Consider the following 15,688-nt stretch of genomic DNA (forward strand, 5'->3'; position numbering starts at 1 on the left):
ATAACAAATAACCGAGCTACCCCACGACTCCAGAAATTCACGCTCCCTGCTTTAAGCGCGAACTGGCAGTAGGCGTGCTTGTCGCAAATGAGCAAACAAAATTTGGTTTATATTTTGGTGGCCTATAAAATTGTCGGCTCATTGAGTTGGATGTCCTTAGCTTTTCTTATGGCTTTAGCGTCTGCCGTGAGCAGTTTGAAATAAATTTTGAGAAAGGGATTTCATCGTGGCTCTTTTACAACTCCTTAGGCAAAGATATAGTGTCAGAATGTCAGATTTGTTTATCGATCTATTATTCGCGTCAATCTTGCTTTTAGGTGCCGCAACGGCGTGGAAAGATATGAGTAAAAAGGCCACATACGCTTGGGCTAAGGGTGAAGGCCAAGGGGTGGTTACTCGGCTCTATACCGAGTCGCAAACTCAAACCACCCGAGACTCAAAAGGTAATCGGATAGGCAGTAAACAAGTTGACTTTCGGATGGCGAAAGTAGCCTTTAATGGCGCAGAGCGCAGTATGCGAAATACCGAAGCGCTTCGCGAGGGCCAAAAAGTGTTGGTTCGTTTCCCGGTAGATGAGCCCAGCAACTGGAAGCCGATGCGCCGGTATGATCTCTCCTTTGCTTCAATCATTTTCCCCGGCATAAAAGATATATCGCTGATGATGGCCTATACCGCGTTTTGGATCACTGTGCTGATAGCGGGTTTTCTGATTCGGTTGGCGCTACTGCCTGCTCGGCCATCTCGGCGCTGGTAAGTCTTGCTGGGCCTGACGACCTGTAGGCTCAGATTACAAAACCAAGCCATGTCGGCGCAGCATGACTCCCCCTGCCAATATCAGCAAACCCGCCAGTAATTGGTGCAAAATGTGAATACCAACGCTCTCAGGACAAACCCATGATTGTTTTCTGTACATTCACGCGGCCACCCTGAGAACACTCCTTATCATCGCTAATTTATTGGGATGACTTTTTTTGCAGTTCAATATCGGCAAACAATACTGTACCGGGTTCGCCGTCTGAATCCGTCCATTGCTCGAAAATGAGGTGGAAATCATAGGCCGCGCTAAATTCAATTTGGTAATGAATCCACTCATTTTTGTCGTTTAACTTAGTCGGGAAGCCACTACGGGTACCGGCAAGCCAGTGGTGTTTGACTCCTGGAAAACCCTCACCATAGCCGACTACACCGCCGCAATCTTTTGAGCAGGTACCTAAGTAATCAAAACTCAGTATATATTCGCCCGCAGTAAATTTTTGCTTACTGATATAGTCACCACCAAAGACTTTTTCTGTAGATTGGGCCGCTTTTTTGTTTTCGCGTAGCGGGTCATTCACTATTATGCTTTTTATCTCTGTTGTTTGTTCTTTACCAACCCATTGCTCAAAACCCCCGGTGAAGTTTTCACTGAACACAACCTCGCCATTATGCATGCTTATTTTATCCCCACCGTTACTGGCGCAACCAGCAAGCAGTGAAAGCATGAGTGGTAATGTAGCTGATATTATTTTTTTATTTTTAAGCATGTAACTTCTCCCTGTTTTTTTCTCTCTATGCTCATCATTGAGCGATAGAATAAGCTTTGGTACAGCGTAGATTTTTTTATTTTCTGCTGTGCGCAGGCTATATTACTCAACCGCTGTCGGATAACTAGTTGCAAACAAATGCTTTTCACGAAATATAATTTTAAATCTTTTATTTCAGTGTCTTAGGTCGGGAGTTTTCCTGTGAAGGATTCATCGATGGTAGGTTAATAGTGCGTATATTGGCGAGAATGATAAGTTGAGAGTGAAGTTGGCCGAAAGCCAGGTTTTTGTCGTCAAGCTATCGTGTGTTATTGAATCTGAAAAATTTATCTTATCATTTAGGTTGGTGTCCGTGTTTTTGGTTAATCGTAACAATCCAATCACAGGTCTTGAGCATATGGGTATGTAACAAGAGAATGATGGGGATCTCCTCCATTTGTAGCCCTAACCGCTGCGTGCTCTGCTAACGGCCATCGCCTGTTGTGATGGCCCACTCGCCAAATTCCTGGCGCTTAATGTCATCACTTGAGGTAAGTGTTGTTCGATTTGGTTGCGGCTTTGTTCTAGCTGATCGAGTTGCTGAGCAACTTGCTGCTGTAATTTCGGCGAGAGAAACTCATCGGGGGATAAGATTGCCTGTTCATTTAACTCAAAATGGCGCAGCAGGCCGGTAAATTTGTCTTGATAATCCACCACTAAAACAGGGGTGCCTGCGCCTAAGCTGGCAATGGCCAAGTGCATTCTGGCGCTGATCACTAGGCTCAATTTGGCGCATACCGCTTTGATCTCAGCAGGTTGATGTGACATCAGCAATAATGAGGTAATGCCAGAATCAGCTTGTTGCAAACCTTGCGGTAAACCTTGTTGTAAGCACTGTTCTAGCTCGGTGAGCAGCTCCACATCGCCCGCTTGGGCTTTGTAATCATGCACGATAAAGCAATATGCCAGTGGGTGGTGCTGAGCTAGGTTTTGCAACTGCGCTGCGACTTGATCAACAAAGGCCTGTTGGCCTAAGCGTTTAACCGCCGCTTTAAATGCGTGGCGGTTAATATTAATGCCAACAGGCAATTGGTTTTGCTTTGCCACTTTTGCCAGCCAGTCTTCAACCTCTGGTGGAAGCAGCTTGGCTTTGGCCATGCTAAAGGCGGTATCCGCCACGAGATTGGCGGGGTGTTGGCATACATGTTGGAAGCGTTGCAGTGAGTCAGGATCGCGGACATGAATGGCTACCGCCTTGCTTAAGCGATTAAGGGCGTTAATGATGATTTGGCGCGGCCGAGTGTTAAAGCTAAACCCGGTGATGATGGCACTCTTTTGTTGTATGACAGCAAACTGTGCAAAGCTTAAGGCTTGGCAAACAAAGCGCGCGCCGTATTTACCATCCACCACGTCGGCGCCGGTAAACACATACTGGGTGGCGTTTGCGAGCTGTTTGGCAAATTCAGCGCTGCCGCTAAAACTGGGCGAGATCTGGATAAATTCGACCTCGGGCCAATCTTGCTTTGGGGTGCGATAACACAAGATGGAAATCTTGTGGTTACCTTGCTGGCGCAGTAATTGGATCAGGCCGAGAAAGATTGCTTGGTCGCCCATCGAGCCCAATGGGTTTTGTGGATCAGCCGGAAAAATCAGGGTATGGGTCTCAAGGTTGTGATTCGCTTTGGTGTTGAAGCTTGCCAACCACAATGGCAGAGATACATGCAGTAAGTGATGAGTACGGATCAACCAATCTTGGTACACTTGCTTCATACTTGCGGGCTTCCTTTTGGTTTAAATTTTTGTGCTAGCCATAGACAAATTTCTTGCTCTAACCCCATGGGTTTGCGGCAAAGTAGCCACAGTACCCACATCAACACACCATAAATCAGGGCGCCGCTGGGAATGGCAACGGCGAGCTGATATAGGTCATTATTGAGGTTAAGCTGTTTGAGCAATTCAGTGCAGCTCCAATACATGATTAAAGCACACGCCAGCGGCCGAACTAAGGTCGAGAGAGGCTGCCAAAAAGGCAGGGCGCATTTTTGTTGGGCTTCATAGCAAAAAGCGAAGATCACTAAGATGGCCGCGCTGATGCGCGCCAATACTAAACCCACTAGCCCATAAAGGGGCATAAGTAGCCAAGCCGCCAGTATAAAGCTCACTAACTCGATAACTAAGATGCCACTTTGATTTTTGCTGTACCCATGTAGCAATAGCAAGCTAGAAAGGGGCTTAGGTGCCACCTTAAATGCGCTACAAATACCAAATAAGGCGATAAAAGGGGCCACACCTTGCCAATTTGGCCCTAACATCAGGTTGCCCAAGGGGTCGGCTATTACCGCGATGCCAAAGCCCACAGGTAAGGTTAAGGTATTGAGTATGGCTAACACCTTTAGCACGCCGCGATTGACTCGCTCGGGTTGGTCTTGAATGCTAGATAACACAGGTAAAAAGCTTTTGATGATGGCGGGGCCTAGCTCGGCCGTGGGGAGTTGCCCCAGATCGCCACCGACATTGTACAAGCCAAACTCATGACTGGTGCCGGTGCGCCCCGCTACTAGCTGGTCTAGCTTTTGCAGCAGATATTGGGCGCTGTTAGCGATAATCAGCCATTTACTAAACTGCCAAATTTGTGGCCAAGCGCGGGTACAAAACCAAGGTCGATAAGGGTGCATCACATAACTGAGGATAAAGCCCAGCAAATAGCCAAGGGCTACGCCAATGGCCAGCGCACGATAGTCACCCAAATAATAGGCCGCAATAACGGTCGCCAGCACTTGGCAGCTTTTTGCGATAATTTGAACCTTAAAGTCGAGGGCAAAATTAAGGGCTTTGCGGGCTAAGACCAAACCAAAATTATTGGCGCCGTTCAGCAGCATACATCCTGCTAGCAATAACAAGATGGGAGCCACATTGGGTTCGTTAAAAAAAGCGGCACAGGGGGAGGCCAGAGTCAGCAGTAGCAGCGACACGATTGCTGACTGACAAAAACGCAAGGTCCATGCCGAGTTGATAAAATCGGTATTCGGTTTTGGTTCACGGATCAGCGCGGTAGCGGCGCCTAAATCAATAAAGGCTTCCAACAAGCCAACCACTAACATGGCCATGGCAATCACCGCATAGTCTTCTGGTAGCACTAAGCGAGCAACGATGATGGTGCTGATTAAACCGAGAAACTTACCGCCCCAGCGCATTGCCACGGTCCACATTGCGCCATGTAGCATCGCTTTTTTGGCGTCGATGTCAGCCCCGTTCGTCATGATTTAGCTGGCCATATTGTTGATAGGTTGATAGGTTGCTGAGTTTGCTTAGCGACAGCGAACCAGCCGAGTTGTTTATGTAACTTACCGCTCCAACGAAGCATTGCCACGGTCCACATTGCGCCATGTAGCATCGCTTTTTTGGCGTCGATGTCAGCCCCGTTCGTCATGATTTACTAGGCCATATTGTTGAGCAATTGCTGCGTTTGTTTGGCAACGGCGGGCCAACTAAGCTCATTTGTAGCGCGCGCCATGGCTTGCTTTGCCAAGCGTTCGCGCAGCTCAACGTCTTGCAACAATTGTTGGATGGCTTGGCTTAGCGCTTGGATATCTTCCCCATCGACATTTAGTCCTGTTTGTTGGTGCAGCACGGCGTTGGGCGGGCCACCGACACAGCCGGATATGGCGGTTTTGCCGCAAGCTGCTGCTTCGATATAGACCATACCAAAACCTTCGGTATCGCCGTTAACTTCGCGGTTAGGCATAACGAAGACATCACAGGCGTTATACCAGCGCGGTAAATCATCAGCGGCCACATGACCTAAAAAATGCACCTGCTTGGCAACGCCTTGATACTTAGCTAGGTTGGTTAGATAGTCAAGATCTTCACCGATGCCAATCAAGGCGTAGTGCACCGTTAAGTTAGCTTGTTTGAGTTCGCTAAGGGCTTGAATAACATGGTCAAAGCCCTTGCGCCGACTTAATCGCCCTACCGACAGTAGCAAAGGGGTGTTGGCTGTCATTGCCAATTGAGCCTTAAGATCGGCGCAGGCCAAGGTGGGGCGAAACACCTCGATATCAACACCGGGGTGGATCAGGGTTATCTTGTCCTTGGCAACGCCCAGTTCGAGCAAGGCTTGCTGGGTAAATTCGCTGTTGGCAATAATGCGATCGCAATGGCGGTACACCCAAGTCATGGCTTTAAATTTTCCGTTCTGACGCCAAGTGGTGATCTCTTCACCATGAGCATAGACGATACAAGGAATGCGAAAAATTCGGCTGCAAATCAGCGCTATCGCCCCTTCTGGCAATACGCGCCCAGCATGGATACTGGTGATGCGATAACGTAAACATAGCCAAAGGCTATGAAAAAATAAATTAAGGTACATCAGCAGGGACTCTGGCCTTAGCCAGCTTACTCTTCGTAAGGTGAGACGGTGAATATGGTTAGGGTGGTCGGCGTCATGTTGTGCATCTCCCGCTACCTTGGCGGTTAGAATATGTTGCTCTTTGCCCCCTAAACAGCGGTAAACCTGATCAAACCACACAGCGGTGCCGCCCTTGGTGGGTAAAAAGAGTTCGGTGATCACTAAGGTAGGTTGGCCAGCCATGGCGCACTCCTTTAATTCAAATCGGTTTATGGGCACTCATAGCAACAAACAATGACGCGATTAATTTACCGTAACGCAGCGGTGCAAGGCGCAGGGCATGGAGTAAGTCTCTGCGGGCTTGAGCGCTGCGTTTGGCGCGATAGGCCCATTTGGCATAATCAATGAGCATGCCGGCGTAGCAATGTTGCCAATAGCGGCCGCGTAATTTGGTCGGCAATAAATGGCGGTTCTTTTGCAACACCTTAATGGCATGTTGGCGCATTAAATCGAGGCTGCCACTCATGCTGTCAGTGTGGCGTAAGATCACCACTTGTGGCAGCTCTACGCAGGCAAACTCACCTTGGCTGGCTAAGCGCAGCCACATGTCGACGTCTTCCAGCGCCTTAAGCTCCCTATCAAAGCCACCTAGTTGCAATAGCAATTGGGTGGGCGCCATGACCCCAGAGCCACTACCGGGCACTAAACCTAGCTGGGCAAAAATAGCGCTGAGGATGGTTTGTTCACCGGTTAAGTTTGGGCAAGGCCAGACTTGCAGCTCACGATCGTCTTGATCGACCACCTTAGCCGCGCAGCCACAAAAGGTGAGGTTAGGGTTAGCCTGAAACAGGGCAACTTGAGCAGCCAGTTTGTCTTCTAGCCAATAATCATCGGCGTCTAAAAACGCCACATAGTCGCCCAGAGCCGCGCGAATGCCGGTATTGCGCGCCGCGCTTAAGCCTTGGTTGGCTTTATGAATTACTCTTATTTGGTCGCCATAATGCTTAAGTAGGGCGGGGCCATTGTCTTGACTGCCATCATTCACCACGATGATTTCTAATGGCGGCTGATGTTGGGCCAATACGCTGTTGACGGCGCGTTCGATACACCAAGCACCGTTGTAAAGGGGGATCACCACACTCACACGTTTGGGATCTCGCATCTATTGATACCCTAACTTTTGCATCAAGGGGGCGATGTTATCCTCGATGGAAAGGATGGCTTGGTAATTACGCTTTTTCCATTTATCGGGCTCGGGCTTACCGCTAACTAAGCTGGTGGGGCGCGCGCTTAAATTAGCACAATGCAGCTTAATGCTGGGCTCAAACGGTAAGCCTAACTTTTGACACACTTGCTCCATGATATCGACGGGGTGCTTAACAAAGTCCTCGTAACGAAATTCAACCCATTGCTGACTGGGGATCACTTGTTTAGCTTTTAGTGCCAAGGTATTGGCTTTGAGCCATTGGAAGCTGCAAACCTCGGCCAAACTGGCGTGATTGTAACTGCGCCATTGTGGCGGTAAAAAGAAATGCCATTGCTTAAACTCGCCATTTTCTATGGCTACTTGTTCTGGGTTCTCGCCCAAAAATTGGGTTAAACAAAACTGCTTGTCATTGCGCCAGCCATCCATCAAAGAGCTAACATTGTCGCGGCCATTACGATAAATAAATACAAACTTGGCACTGGGAAACAGCTGATATAAATATTCCAACCGTAAGATGTTAATGCACGTTTTATCCAGTACTTGGCCTGAGCCAAGACGTTGGTAAAAATATTTAAAATAGGCGTCGCGGTGGGCGGGTTTGGCATCCTCGGCGCGAGCGGCCTCTGAGTGCCATTGATTGTGCTTGGGTCCATACAAACTGTGCCAGAGCTGCGGCGTTTCATAGCCAAGGGATTTAACTTGAGTGGATTGCGACAAGGTTTCAAAGGTGACTGTGGTGCCACTGCGCGAGCAGCCGACGATAAAGATGGGATCTAAGGTTTGTGGCTGGGTTAATTGCCACCATTGACCTTTTAAATGACGCTGTAGCGCCACCCAGTTCTTGTGTAGGTAGTCAGCATTGGTGAGTTTGTGCACTAAGTTTGTTTCCATCATGGCATCCTTATCCGATCCGCGTTAGCGCGATGCAACTTCACTGCTAGGGTTGTGCTGATTGAGTTAGGCTAGGTTTAGGGTGGGTAAAGGTTAGGGTGAGTAACCAGCCCATAAAACTTAGCCCAGTGAATGTGGCAAAGTAGCGAAACCGAGGCAGGGTGTTGGCCCTTGCCAGCCATACCTTTAATCTTGCTCGCCAGCCGTGCTCCAGCACGTGGTCGGGATCATGCTGTGGCAAGTTGATGATTTCACTGTTGGTTAAAAAACAGCAGTCGGGCCAGCGCTTGAGCGCATGGGCTAACAGCTGTTGCAATTGTTGCAAACTGTTGTGGCAAGCTTGAGCCGAGTCGGTGAAGTTGAAACGATGAGTTTCAAATAAACAGGGTCGACCGAGTTGCAAACATGTTGCGATTTTTACCATGGCATCTTGCCATTGGTGGCCGTATTCAGGCTCAAAATATTGATCTCTAACTAAGTAAGTCTGCCCTGTTTGCGAGGTTTGCAGATTAACAATCAGATCCTGATCGCAGCGAAATTGGCTTTGCTGGCGCTCAACAAAGCGTTTGCCCGGACAAATAATGGTGTTGATGCCCTGACTGCGCCAGCTGATTTCAACTTGTTCATGCCAAATAAACGTAGGTGGCACCGCGACTTCGGCGCCAAAGCCAAAGCAACGCTTAAACAGCTCGGTTTCCTGCTTCACCGCAAGGGCGATGTCGGCCACGCTGATGGGCGGATTCCAGCGGCTTTGCAGTGTGGAGGGCAATTGCTCGGTTGCGCTGCTGTCGTTGGCTAACCACTGTTTTAGTTCGTCGCTATCGCGGATGGCTGCGAGTAAGGTTGTCGGCCAAAAGTGCTCGCGGCCATGCAGTTGCAGTGAAAACAGCCCCTTTTGCCAGCCGTTTTTCAAACTGGTGAGTACCGCGCTAAACTGCGGGGCAGAGAGGTCTATACCAGTATAGGTTTGGTATTGGCTTTGGATAATTTTATCGGCGTCGGGAATTGATAACACTGTGCCTATGGTCATGTGGGCGCAGCGGCCGCGGTGATCGCGGGCTTGAGCCAGGACCTGTTGGATCTGATCGAGCGCCTTGGCATGTTGCACGGGTCCTGGCCCCCAGTCATCGCTTTCAAACAAGATCACCGGCTGCTTAAAGGTCGGCTCAAGCCAAAGTAAGCGCAATTTACGCCGATACAGGGCCAGCAACACCAAATTGGCTAGCACTAGCCAGCAAACTAACAGCTCTACAGCCAACCAAATCATGCTGCTACTTCCTTGTTTGGGTTTAGTTTGATGTGTTGATGTTGCTTGAGCCAAAGCCCCAACATCATCAAGATCCAAACCAGCTCGCCGTAGTATTCAGCGTGTTGCTGCTGATGTAAGTCTTGCACCTGCTTAAGTAGGCTGGGTGAAAAGATATTAAGTGAAGCTAAGGTGTTTATTCCTGTGCTGGCTAAATCTTGCAGCCCTTGGTGCTCCTTAGTCCAAATGCCAAAAGGCAAGCCAAAGCCGTGTTTAGGCTTAGTTTGTAACTGCTCAGGTAAGAAATCGCGAAAGCTTTGCTTGTAGAAATGGCGCAACTTGCCAAAGGGCAGCTTCCATTGGCTGGGAATACGGCAACTAAGATCGACCACTTGGCGATCTAGCATGGGATAGCGCACATCAACCCCCGCTAATTGGCACATGCTACTGACCTTGCGTAAATCGTTATCGGCTAAGGTGTGTTTCCAATCCAGCCAGAGCATGCGGTTAAGCTGACTGATGCCGTCAGGTTGGTTAAAACACGCTTGGTTAAGTTGCTCTGGCTGTTCGACATCGACTTGGGCTAAAAATTCTTGGGTAAAAAAGTGCTCTGGCCCAAGACGATGAATAAAGTTATAGCTTTCTAATCGGGCAGGTAAGGTGACCTTAGCTTGCTTGAGGTAACTTTGTACCTTTTGTCCTAAGCGCCAGCGCTGCAAGCTTGAGGCGTGGACTAAGGGATCGCACAGTTTGGTTTGCAGGGTTCTAGGTAACTGCTGATACAGCTCAAACACTTGCTGCTTAGCATAGCGGGCATTGCCGGCAAACAATTCGTCGCCACCGTCGCCCGCGAGCATAATATGGGTGCCGTGTTGTTTGGCTAATTGAGCGCAAAATAAGGTCGGCACCACGGAAGAATTACCAAAGGGTTCATTGAGAAATTGGCTAATGCGTTCGATGACAGTGGCGGTTTCATCGGCCGTGACCTTATGCTGATATAGCGGGCTGTTGAAATGCTGAGCGCTGAGCTCGGCCCAAGGCAGCTCGTTATATTTTTCAATATGAAAACCGATACTGTAGCAAGGGCTATTGGGGCGTAATTGGCTTAATAATCCTGTGATGGTGGAGCTGTCTAAACCACCACTAAGAAAGCTGCCGATTTGTTGAGTATCATATTCACCGCTTGGGAGTTGCTGTTTTACCGCATCGGTCAGGGTTTGCTTGAGCTCTTGCTGTAGCTGCTCCCTTTGCTGGCGTTTGTTTTCGCTAAATGGGGCAACGAAATACTGCTGATGGTGCAATTGACCTTGGTAACAGCGGACTAATTCGCCGGGTTTAAGTTTATAGATCCCTTTAAATATGGTTTGTGGGCTGGGGATCATGTGGTAATACAAGTAATTAAAGATGGCTTGTAGATCTAAACTAGGCGCTTGCTGTAACTGTTGTAGCAGCGACATTAAGTTACTGGCAAAGATCAATTGCTGGCCGATGAGGGTGTAATACACACTATGGCTTGCAAAGGGATCACTGGCCAAGATACATTGCTTGGCATCGCTATAGGCCATGGCAAAGCCACCGTTGAGCTGGTTTAAGGCCTTATGTGGTAATTGGATAAATTGGTTCGCAAAGGCTTGCTGATTACTGGCCTGAGTTAGCGGTGCACCTTGCCATCTGGGTTGGCCAATAAAGCTATAGAAACCCAGGTTAGCACTGGTGAAACTGAGTTCAGGCTGACTGCTGGCAAGGCTTAAATGGGGTCGATCAAACAGGCTAAGTTGGCGCGCTTGATTAACCCTTACTTTAGGCGAGCCGGCAATGCCAATCAAGGCTGAGCCCATAGCATGGTGGGCCAAAGGGGGATCGGCTCGCTTTGTGGTTGGTTGCGCGGGCGCGGCTTGCTTGCTTGCATCCATGCACAGGTTCCTAGCTAGTAGACACTGTTTTAAGTGTAGACAAAAAAAGGTTTGTGGCGAGCCGCAGTTTTGTGGGAACTGTATAAATCCAGTGGGAGCCGCAGTAATCCAGTGGGAGCCGCAGTAATGCGGCGATTAAAGGCTCAATATAAGCTCAAATCGCACCATGACTGGTGCTCCTACTTGGCCCACAGCCAAGGGGGAGATGGGGTTGTGCCACTTATCTGCTGCAGTTGGATTTGCTCTGGGGTGATCAGCAAGCTCAATTGGTAATCCGCTATTCTCAGTGTTAGCCGATGTTGCCCGCCTTGCTGGCTAAAGCTGTGCTGGGTTTGATTGCTAAGACCTGCCAATTCCGGCTTGAGCAGCACTAAAAATTCATCCTCGGTTTGTGGCTGCTCGGGAATTAACTCTAAGCGCCACTGGCCTAGCTCTGGTTTGGGCTGGCGTTGTTTTTGCACTATGGTGTTGAGTTTGCCGTTTTCATCATAGTTAACGCCATCGACAAAAAATTCAAAGCCGGGGCCGCCTATATCTAGCACCTGATGTTGCTGTGGCAACAGGGGAATAAACCACAGCTGGCCCGGTTGTTGGCGCTCACTTTGGGCGGGCGTTTGGATCAGCCATTGACCATCGGCTTGTCGAGTGGGCTGGCCTATGCTGTGCAATAACCAACGCTTGGTAAAATCGGCTTGGCGCGAGGTAACCTGATCATACACGATCGCCACATCCAGTTGTTTATCGTAGATAAACAGGCGTTTGACCTTATCGACACGCTGGCTGCGGGCCGAAAAGTCCCCCTTGCCAGACATCTGATTTTGATAGGCAGGTGTGAGGTCGGCATAAATGGCCACTAGGCTTTCGGTTTGCACCTGCTCTAATACGGTCGCGGTGTGAAAGGTATCAACTTGCTGTTGCCATTGTGCGACGCTGGTGGGGGCAGCTTGTCCCCAACCCGAGCCAATGCGGCGCTGGCCGCCGTCGTTGGCAATTTCGCGTTCGGCTTGGCCGGCCTTTTTCGCTGGCATGGCTTGATTATCATCGGGGTCGGTAATGGTTAAGGTGTTATGGGCGATGGTTTGATAGCTGTAGTTTAAATGATGGTCGGCGCCGTATCCCGGGCCGTAATAGCCACTGTCGATAGCTAGGGGGCTGCCTTTATATAGGGTAAAACTGCCCTGATCTAAATGCTGATGGGACCAATAGTTATTCCCCGCGCGAAAGTTCACATAGGTGGCATTTGGGCTTTCATCACTGCGTGCAACCAGATGCCCTATGCCATCGAACCATTTCGCCCAAGGTAAGGGCGCTGGCTTGGCTGCTGGAGTTAAATCTCCCATTAATGGCCCCCAAGGCCAAGAGGTTGGCCCTAAATGCTTGTTTCTAAGGCGTGTTAAGCTGGCTTGATGATTTAACTCAATGGCCAAAGCAAGCTGGTCGGGAATGCCGCGATCAAAAAAGCGACCATCCCCCCAGCGCATTTGGCTTAAATCGGGTCGTATACGATATAACAAGAAATCAGCAAATCCGACAATACCCGGCTCATTAAAAAAGTCTTCCGAGGTGGCTTTTCGCCACATGGCGGGCAGTTGGTAAATCCCTTGGCCTATGCCGATACCGACGTATTCCGCGCCTTCGTGCCAGCCGCCGTGCTGACCCATGACTTGGCGCCAAACTGGCAATACTTGTTCGCGCCAAGTGTAGGCGGTAAAGGCCATCACAGGCTCAAACTCGGGGGCGTCTTGATAGCCCGCGATGGCGCAGGCCATTAACGCTTGCAGTGGGCTGTTGTAGAGATAAACATTGTAGGGCGACAGCTGCGCCTTACTGATGTAGTCGATGATAAATTGGCAACCTTGCAATAGTTTGCCTTGCAGCTCGGCCCTTTGCGCTTGGCTCCAGCGCGGATAAAGCCAGTCATAGGCGACGGCTAAGGGTTTCACTTCGACATTACCGCGGCCACGAAATTCCAGCGCCATGAGATCTTGATGTAATTGCGTCAGATCCACTTGCTCGGGTTGCAAGTAAGCCAAGATGGCTTGGCTGTCTAACTTACCCCGCTTGCTGCGGGTTTTTAGTTCACTCAAATAGTAGCCATCTTGGCTTAATGCCTTGATGTCCTCATTGCTGGGCGCAGGCAAGCGAGGCCGAGTAGCATTAAACTGAGGCAGCTTATAATCAAGGGCGGCATTGATGGGGCTGGCTTGCACACTGGGCTGGCTAAATTGATGGATACTGAGCAAGGTGCCTATGAACAATAAACATAATGAAAAGACCGCAATGGGCCAATAGGGCAGATAAGCAGGCTCTTTGTTGTGCCCTTGCTGGTGAGCGTAGTGATTGCGATAAAAATGGACGATAAAAATCCAGCTAATGGCGGCAATAATGGCATCGGTAATATCGGGATAACGCCCCGGCTGGCCGATTTGTAATACTTCCAACGCAATAAACAATAAACCGATGGCCAAGGCGCAGATCAGCTCGCGTTTGATAAACCAATTGGCATGACCTTGCATGGCACAAAAAGCCAAGGCAAATACCGGCCAAACGGCGTTAAACATGCTGCTGGCAAAGGCAAGATTTTGCAGCTGGTAAAAAAACGGCGACCAATTAAAGGGGTGAATGTCACCGCTGGCGGGTAACAAGGCTTTAATCAGCAGCCAAGCTAAGGTAATAAAGGCAATAACCGAATACTGGCGCTCACTGGTTTGACGGTTAAGGCTTGCAAACAGCAAGGCGATACTGGCTAACACGCTGCCCAGCATAAGGTCTAAACTCAACTGGTGAAACAGAATAAATGGGTGAATAAAGGTGAGCAATAAAGGTAGCAGCCACGCCCAGTAGCGTTTATCAGCGTGCAAAACCGCCCGCAAAATCAAACCCATAATCAAATGCTGTAAAAAGTAGCTGAGGAGTTTAAAGGCGCTAAAATCATACAACTGGGGTTGCCATAACGGCTTGATGGCTTGCCATACCCCGTAAGGGCTGAGGTTAGGTTGCAGTGGGCTAAAATAGCCAATCAATAAGGCGGCCAAGCTCGCCAGCCCCAATAAAGCACTAGGGCTGCTAATAATATATTGTGCCCGCCAAGCATTGAGCCTAGATAGATAGTCACTGTCGGGGTGATAACGCGCCGCCAGTAAGCTGCCAAGTCCGCCCCCTAAGGTGTTAAGTAATAAGTCCAGTTGTGAGGTATTACGCTCTGGCAAAAAGAATTGTAAATACTCTAAGCAATAGCTAAGCAAAAATGCCCATAGCAACACCCACAGGTGACGTTTGCCCACACTGCTATATAAGTGCTGATGCAACATAAAACCAAAAGGTAGATAAATAAGGCTGTTAACTAGAATATCCGTGCTACTTAATCCCGATGGCGCACTGGTTAACACCGACCAGATAGCAGGCAGGGCAAGGCTTTGCCATTGATCGAAGGGATATAAGGTGCCGTAGGCGATCAATATGGCATAAAGGATCAGCGGCCAAGAACTGATGTGAATGCCATGACTTTGAGTGCTGGCGTGCTGGCTATTGTTCGCCCTATTAACGGGCTGAACTGAGATTTCCTCATGGTCTGTACCTTGGGGAGCCAAGCTCGGCGCGGTTTGCCTTGCGAATTTACGCAGCTGCACTAAGGCCATCATGATCACTATATAGGGTAACAATGATACCCCAAGCAGCAACACCATGCTGGTGGTTTGCTGGCGCCCTAACCCCAGCATAAAGCTTAAGGCGGCAAACTGGTGACCATATTTATCCACTTCGGATTGGGTGCTGATGGCTAATAAGGCAAAGCTGACCAGCCAAGTAATAAGGTAAATCAGCACCCGCTGCCCGAGAGGTTTGGCTAGGCTAAGCTGCTCACTGGCGGCAAACATGACCAAAAAGGTGGCAATGATGCCCACTAAACCAAAGGGCTGGCGCAGCAGCTCGGTGATATTATCGGTGGCCGCAAGGGGAATGATCACCGTATAGCTGGCGGCAAACACAAAGGGGCTGATTCCAATCCACAGCCATTTTGAGCTGGCTTGACGCGTGGTTAACAGCCAACACAGCTGCACCAACCAAAGCCAAGCCAAAAAGCGCATCAATAATTCGGTTTCCCACGGCCAGTTAAGCACGGGTGTGCCTAATATATCGAACAGGCTTTCGGCGGCCACTTGGCTGCTTAGTAACAGCCAGAGTAACAAGTGGCTGGCAAGTAACAGCATCAGCATCTTGCCAAAGCCTAGATTGGCGCGTAGCAAACTAATGGGAAACACAAAGGTTAAATAGAGGGCGCTTACAACGGCGGCGCTTAGCCCTAAGAGATGGGATTGGGATATCAGCTCATCCAGGTTTTTACCCAAAGGCAAGAAGGGCATAAAAAATAGCAGTGCCACCCCCGCGGCGAACAAGGGCAGCAGGTGCAGTAATTGATAGCGTACCTGCGGCCATAACGGAGCATAGTCGAGTGTGAATGAGACCGGTGGCTTAGCCATAAGCATCCTTGCGCAACTTGCTTGATAAATACCAGTTTAGTCGCAACTGCTTAGCTTGGCTGGGACGGCGTTGAAATTTCGTTGGTAGTGATGTTAGGCGGTG

11 protein-coding genes are annotated in these 15,688 nt (G+C 49.4%); 1 reads left to right on the forward strand and 10 read right to left on the reverse strand.

The genetic code is table 11. The annotated features are described in order from the left end of the window. Positions 1-268 precede the first annotated feature (268 nt). Positions 269-754, forward strand: coding sequence for a DUF3592 domain-containing protein (locus tag K6Y21_RS12105; RefSeq protein ID WP_233072113.1), 486 nt, complete (start codon positions 269-271; stop codon positions 752-754). A gap of 199 nt (positions 755-953) precedes the next feature. Here K6Y21_RS12105 and K6Y21_RS12110 read toward each other — a convergent pair whose 3' ends face one another. From K6Y21_RS12110 to K6Y21_RS12155, 10 genes are all read right to left on the reverse strand, one after another. After that, complete coding sequence (locus tag K6Y21_RS12110) at positions 954-1,523, reverse strand: hypothetical protein (protein WP_233072114.1); 570 nt, start codon at positions 1,521-1,523, stop codon at positions 954-956. A 444-nt stretch (positions 1,524-1,967) separates the two neighbouring features. After that, entirely contained in the window at positions 1,968-3,272 is a 1,305-nt protein-coding gene (locus K6Y21_RS12115) for a polysaccharide pyruvyl transferase family protein (protein WP_233072115.1), read from the reverse strand. Beyond that, positions 3,269-4,762 carry an oligosaccharide flippase family protein gene (locus K6Y21_RS12120; RefSeq protein ID WP_233072116.1) on the reverse strand — a complete coding sequence of 498 codons (1,494 nt, stop codon included), beginning with the start codon at positions 4,760-4,762 and terminating at the stop codon, positions 3,269-3,271. Before K6Y21_RS12120 ends, K6Y21_RS12115 begins: the two co-directional genes overlap by 4 nt. Beyond that, positions 4,759-4,932, reverse strand: coding sequence for a hypothetical protein (locus tag K6Y21_RS12125; protein WP_233072117.1), 174 nt, complete (start codon positions 4,930-4,932; stop codon positions 4,759-4,761). Before K6Y21_RS12125 ends, K6Y21_RS12120 begins: the two co-directional genes overlap by 4 nt. Before the next feature lie 6 nt (positions 4,933-4,938). Continuing rightward, the gene (locus K6Y21_RS12130; RefSeq protein ID WP_233072118.1) at positions 4,939-6,093 is read right to left on the reverse strand and encodes a glycosyltransferase family 4 protein; all 1,155 of its coding nucleotides are present in this window, start codon (positions 6,091-6,093) and stop codon (positions 4,939-4,941) included. 16 nt (positions 6,094-6,109) lie between these two features. After that, complete coding sequence (locus tag K6Y21_RS12135) at positions 6,110-7,012, reverse strand: glycosyltransferase family 2 protein (protein ID WP_233072119.1); 903 nt, start codon at positions 7,010-7,012, stop codon at positions 6,110-6,112. Continuing rightward, entirely contained in the window at positions 7,013-7,951 is a 939-nt protein-coding gene (locus tag K6Y21_RS12140) for a sulfotransferase family protein (RefSeq protein WP_233072120.1), read from the reverse strand. A 43-nt stretch (positions 7,952-7,994) separates the two neighbouring features. Then, a complete protein-coding gene (locus tag K6Y21_RS12145) occupies positions 7,995-9,215 on the reverse strand; it encodes a hypothetical protein (RefSeq protein WP_233072121.1) in 1,221 nt (406 codons plus the stop codon). Further along, complete coding sequence (locus K6Y21_RS12150) at positions 9,212-11,107, reverse strand: asparagine synthetase B family protein (RefSeq protein WP_233072122.1); 1,896 nt, start codon at positions 11,105-11,107, stop codon at positions 9,212-9,214. The genes K6Y21_RS12145 and K6Y21_RS12150 overlap by 4 nt, the downstream gene beginning before the upstream one ends. Before the next feature lie 179 nt (positions 11,108-11,286). Next, positions 11,287-15,585, reverse strand: a complete 4,299-nt coding sequence (locus tag K6Y21_RS12155) for a VanZ family protein (protein ID WP_233072123.1) — start codon at positions 15,583-15,585, stop codon at positions 11,287-11,289. Positions 15,586-15,688: the final 103 nt, after the last annotated feature.

Source organism: Motilimonas eburnea (assembly GCF_021295345.1).
Classification (GTDB): Bacteria; Pseudomonadota; Gammaproteobacteria; order Enterobacterales; family CBDFNC01; genus Motilimonas; species Motilimonas eburnea.

What these genes read in the sequence shown, in the direction of transcription:
- K6Y21_RS12105 (WP_233072113.1), top strand. Translation starts at nt 269, where the DNA reads ATGTCAGATTTGTTTATCGATCTATTATTCGCGTCAATCTTGCTTTTA.
- K6Y21_RS12110 (WP_233072114.1), bottom strand. Translation starts at nt 1,523, where the DNA reads ATGCTTAAAAATAAAAAAATAATATCAGCTACATTACCACTCATGCTT.
- K6Y21_RS12115 (WP_233072115.1), bottom strand. Translation starts at nt 3,272, where the DNA reads ATGAAGCAAGTGTACCAAGATTGGTTGATCCGTACTCATCACTTACTG.
- K6Y21_RS12120 (WP_233072116.1), bottom strand. Translation starts at nt 4,762, where the DNA reads ATGACGAACGGGGCTGACATCGACGCCAAAAAAGCGATGCTACATGGC.
- K6Y21_RS12125 (WP_233072117.1), bottom strand. Translation starts at nt 4,932, where the DNA reads ATGACGAACGGGGCTGACATCGACGCCAAAAAAGCGATGCTACATGGC.
- K6Y21_RS12130 (WP_233072118.1), bottom strand. Translation starts at nt 6,093, where the DNA reads ATGGCTGGCCAACCTACCTTAGTGATCACCGAACTCTTTTTACCCACC.
- K6Y21_RS12135 (WP_233072119.1), bottom strand. Translation starts at nt 7,012, where the DNA reads ATGCGAGATCCCAAACGTGTGAGTGTGGTGATCCCCCTTTACAACGGT.
- K6Y21_RS12140 (WP_233072120.1), bottom strand. Translation starts at nt 7,951, where the DNA reads ATGATGGAAACAAACTTAGTGCACAAACTCACCAATGCTGACTACCTA.
- K6Y21_RS12145 (WP_233072121.1), bottom strand. Translation starts at nt 9,215, where the DNA reads ATGATTTGGTTGGCTGTAGAGCTGTTAGTTTGCTGGCTAGTGCTAGCC.
- K6Y21_RS12150 (WP_233072122.1), bottom strand. Translation starts at nt 11,107, where the DNA reads ATGGATGCAAGCAAGCAAGCCGCGCCCGCGCAACCAACCACAAAGCGA.
- K6Y21_RS12155 (WP_233072123.1), bottom strand. Translation starts at nt 15,585, where the DNA reads ATGGCTAAGCCACCGGTCTCATTCACACTCGACTATGCTCCGTTATGG.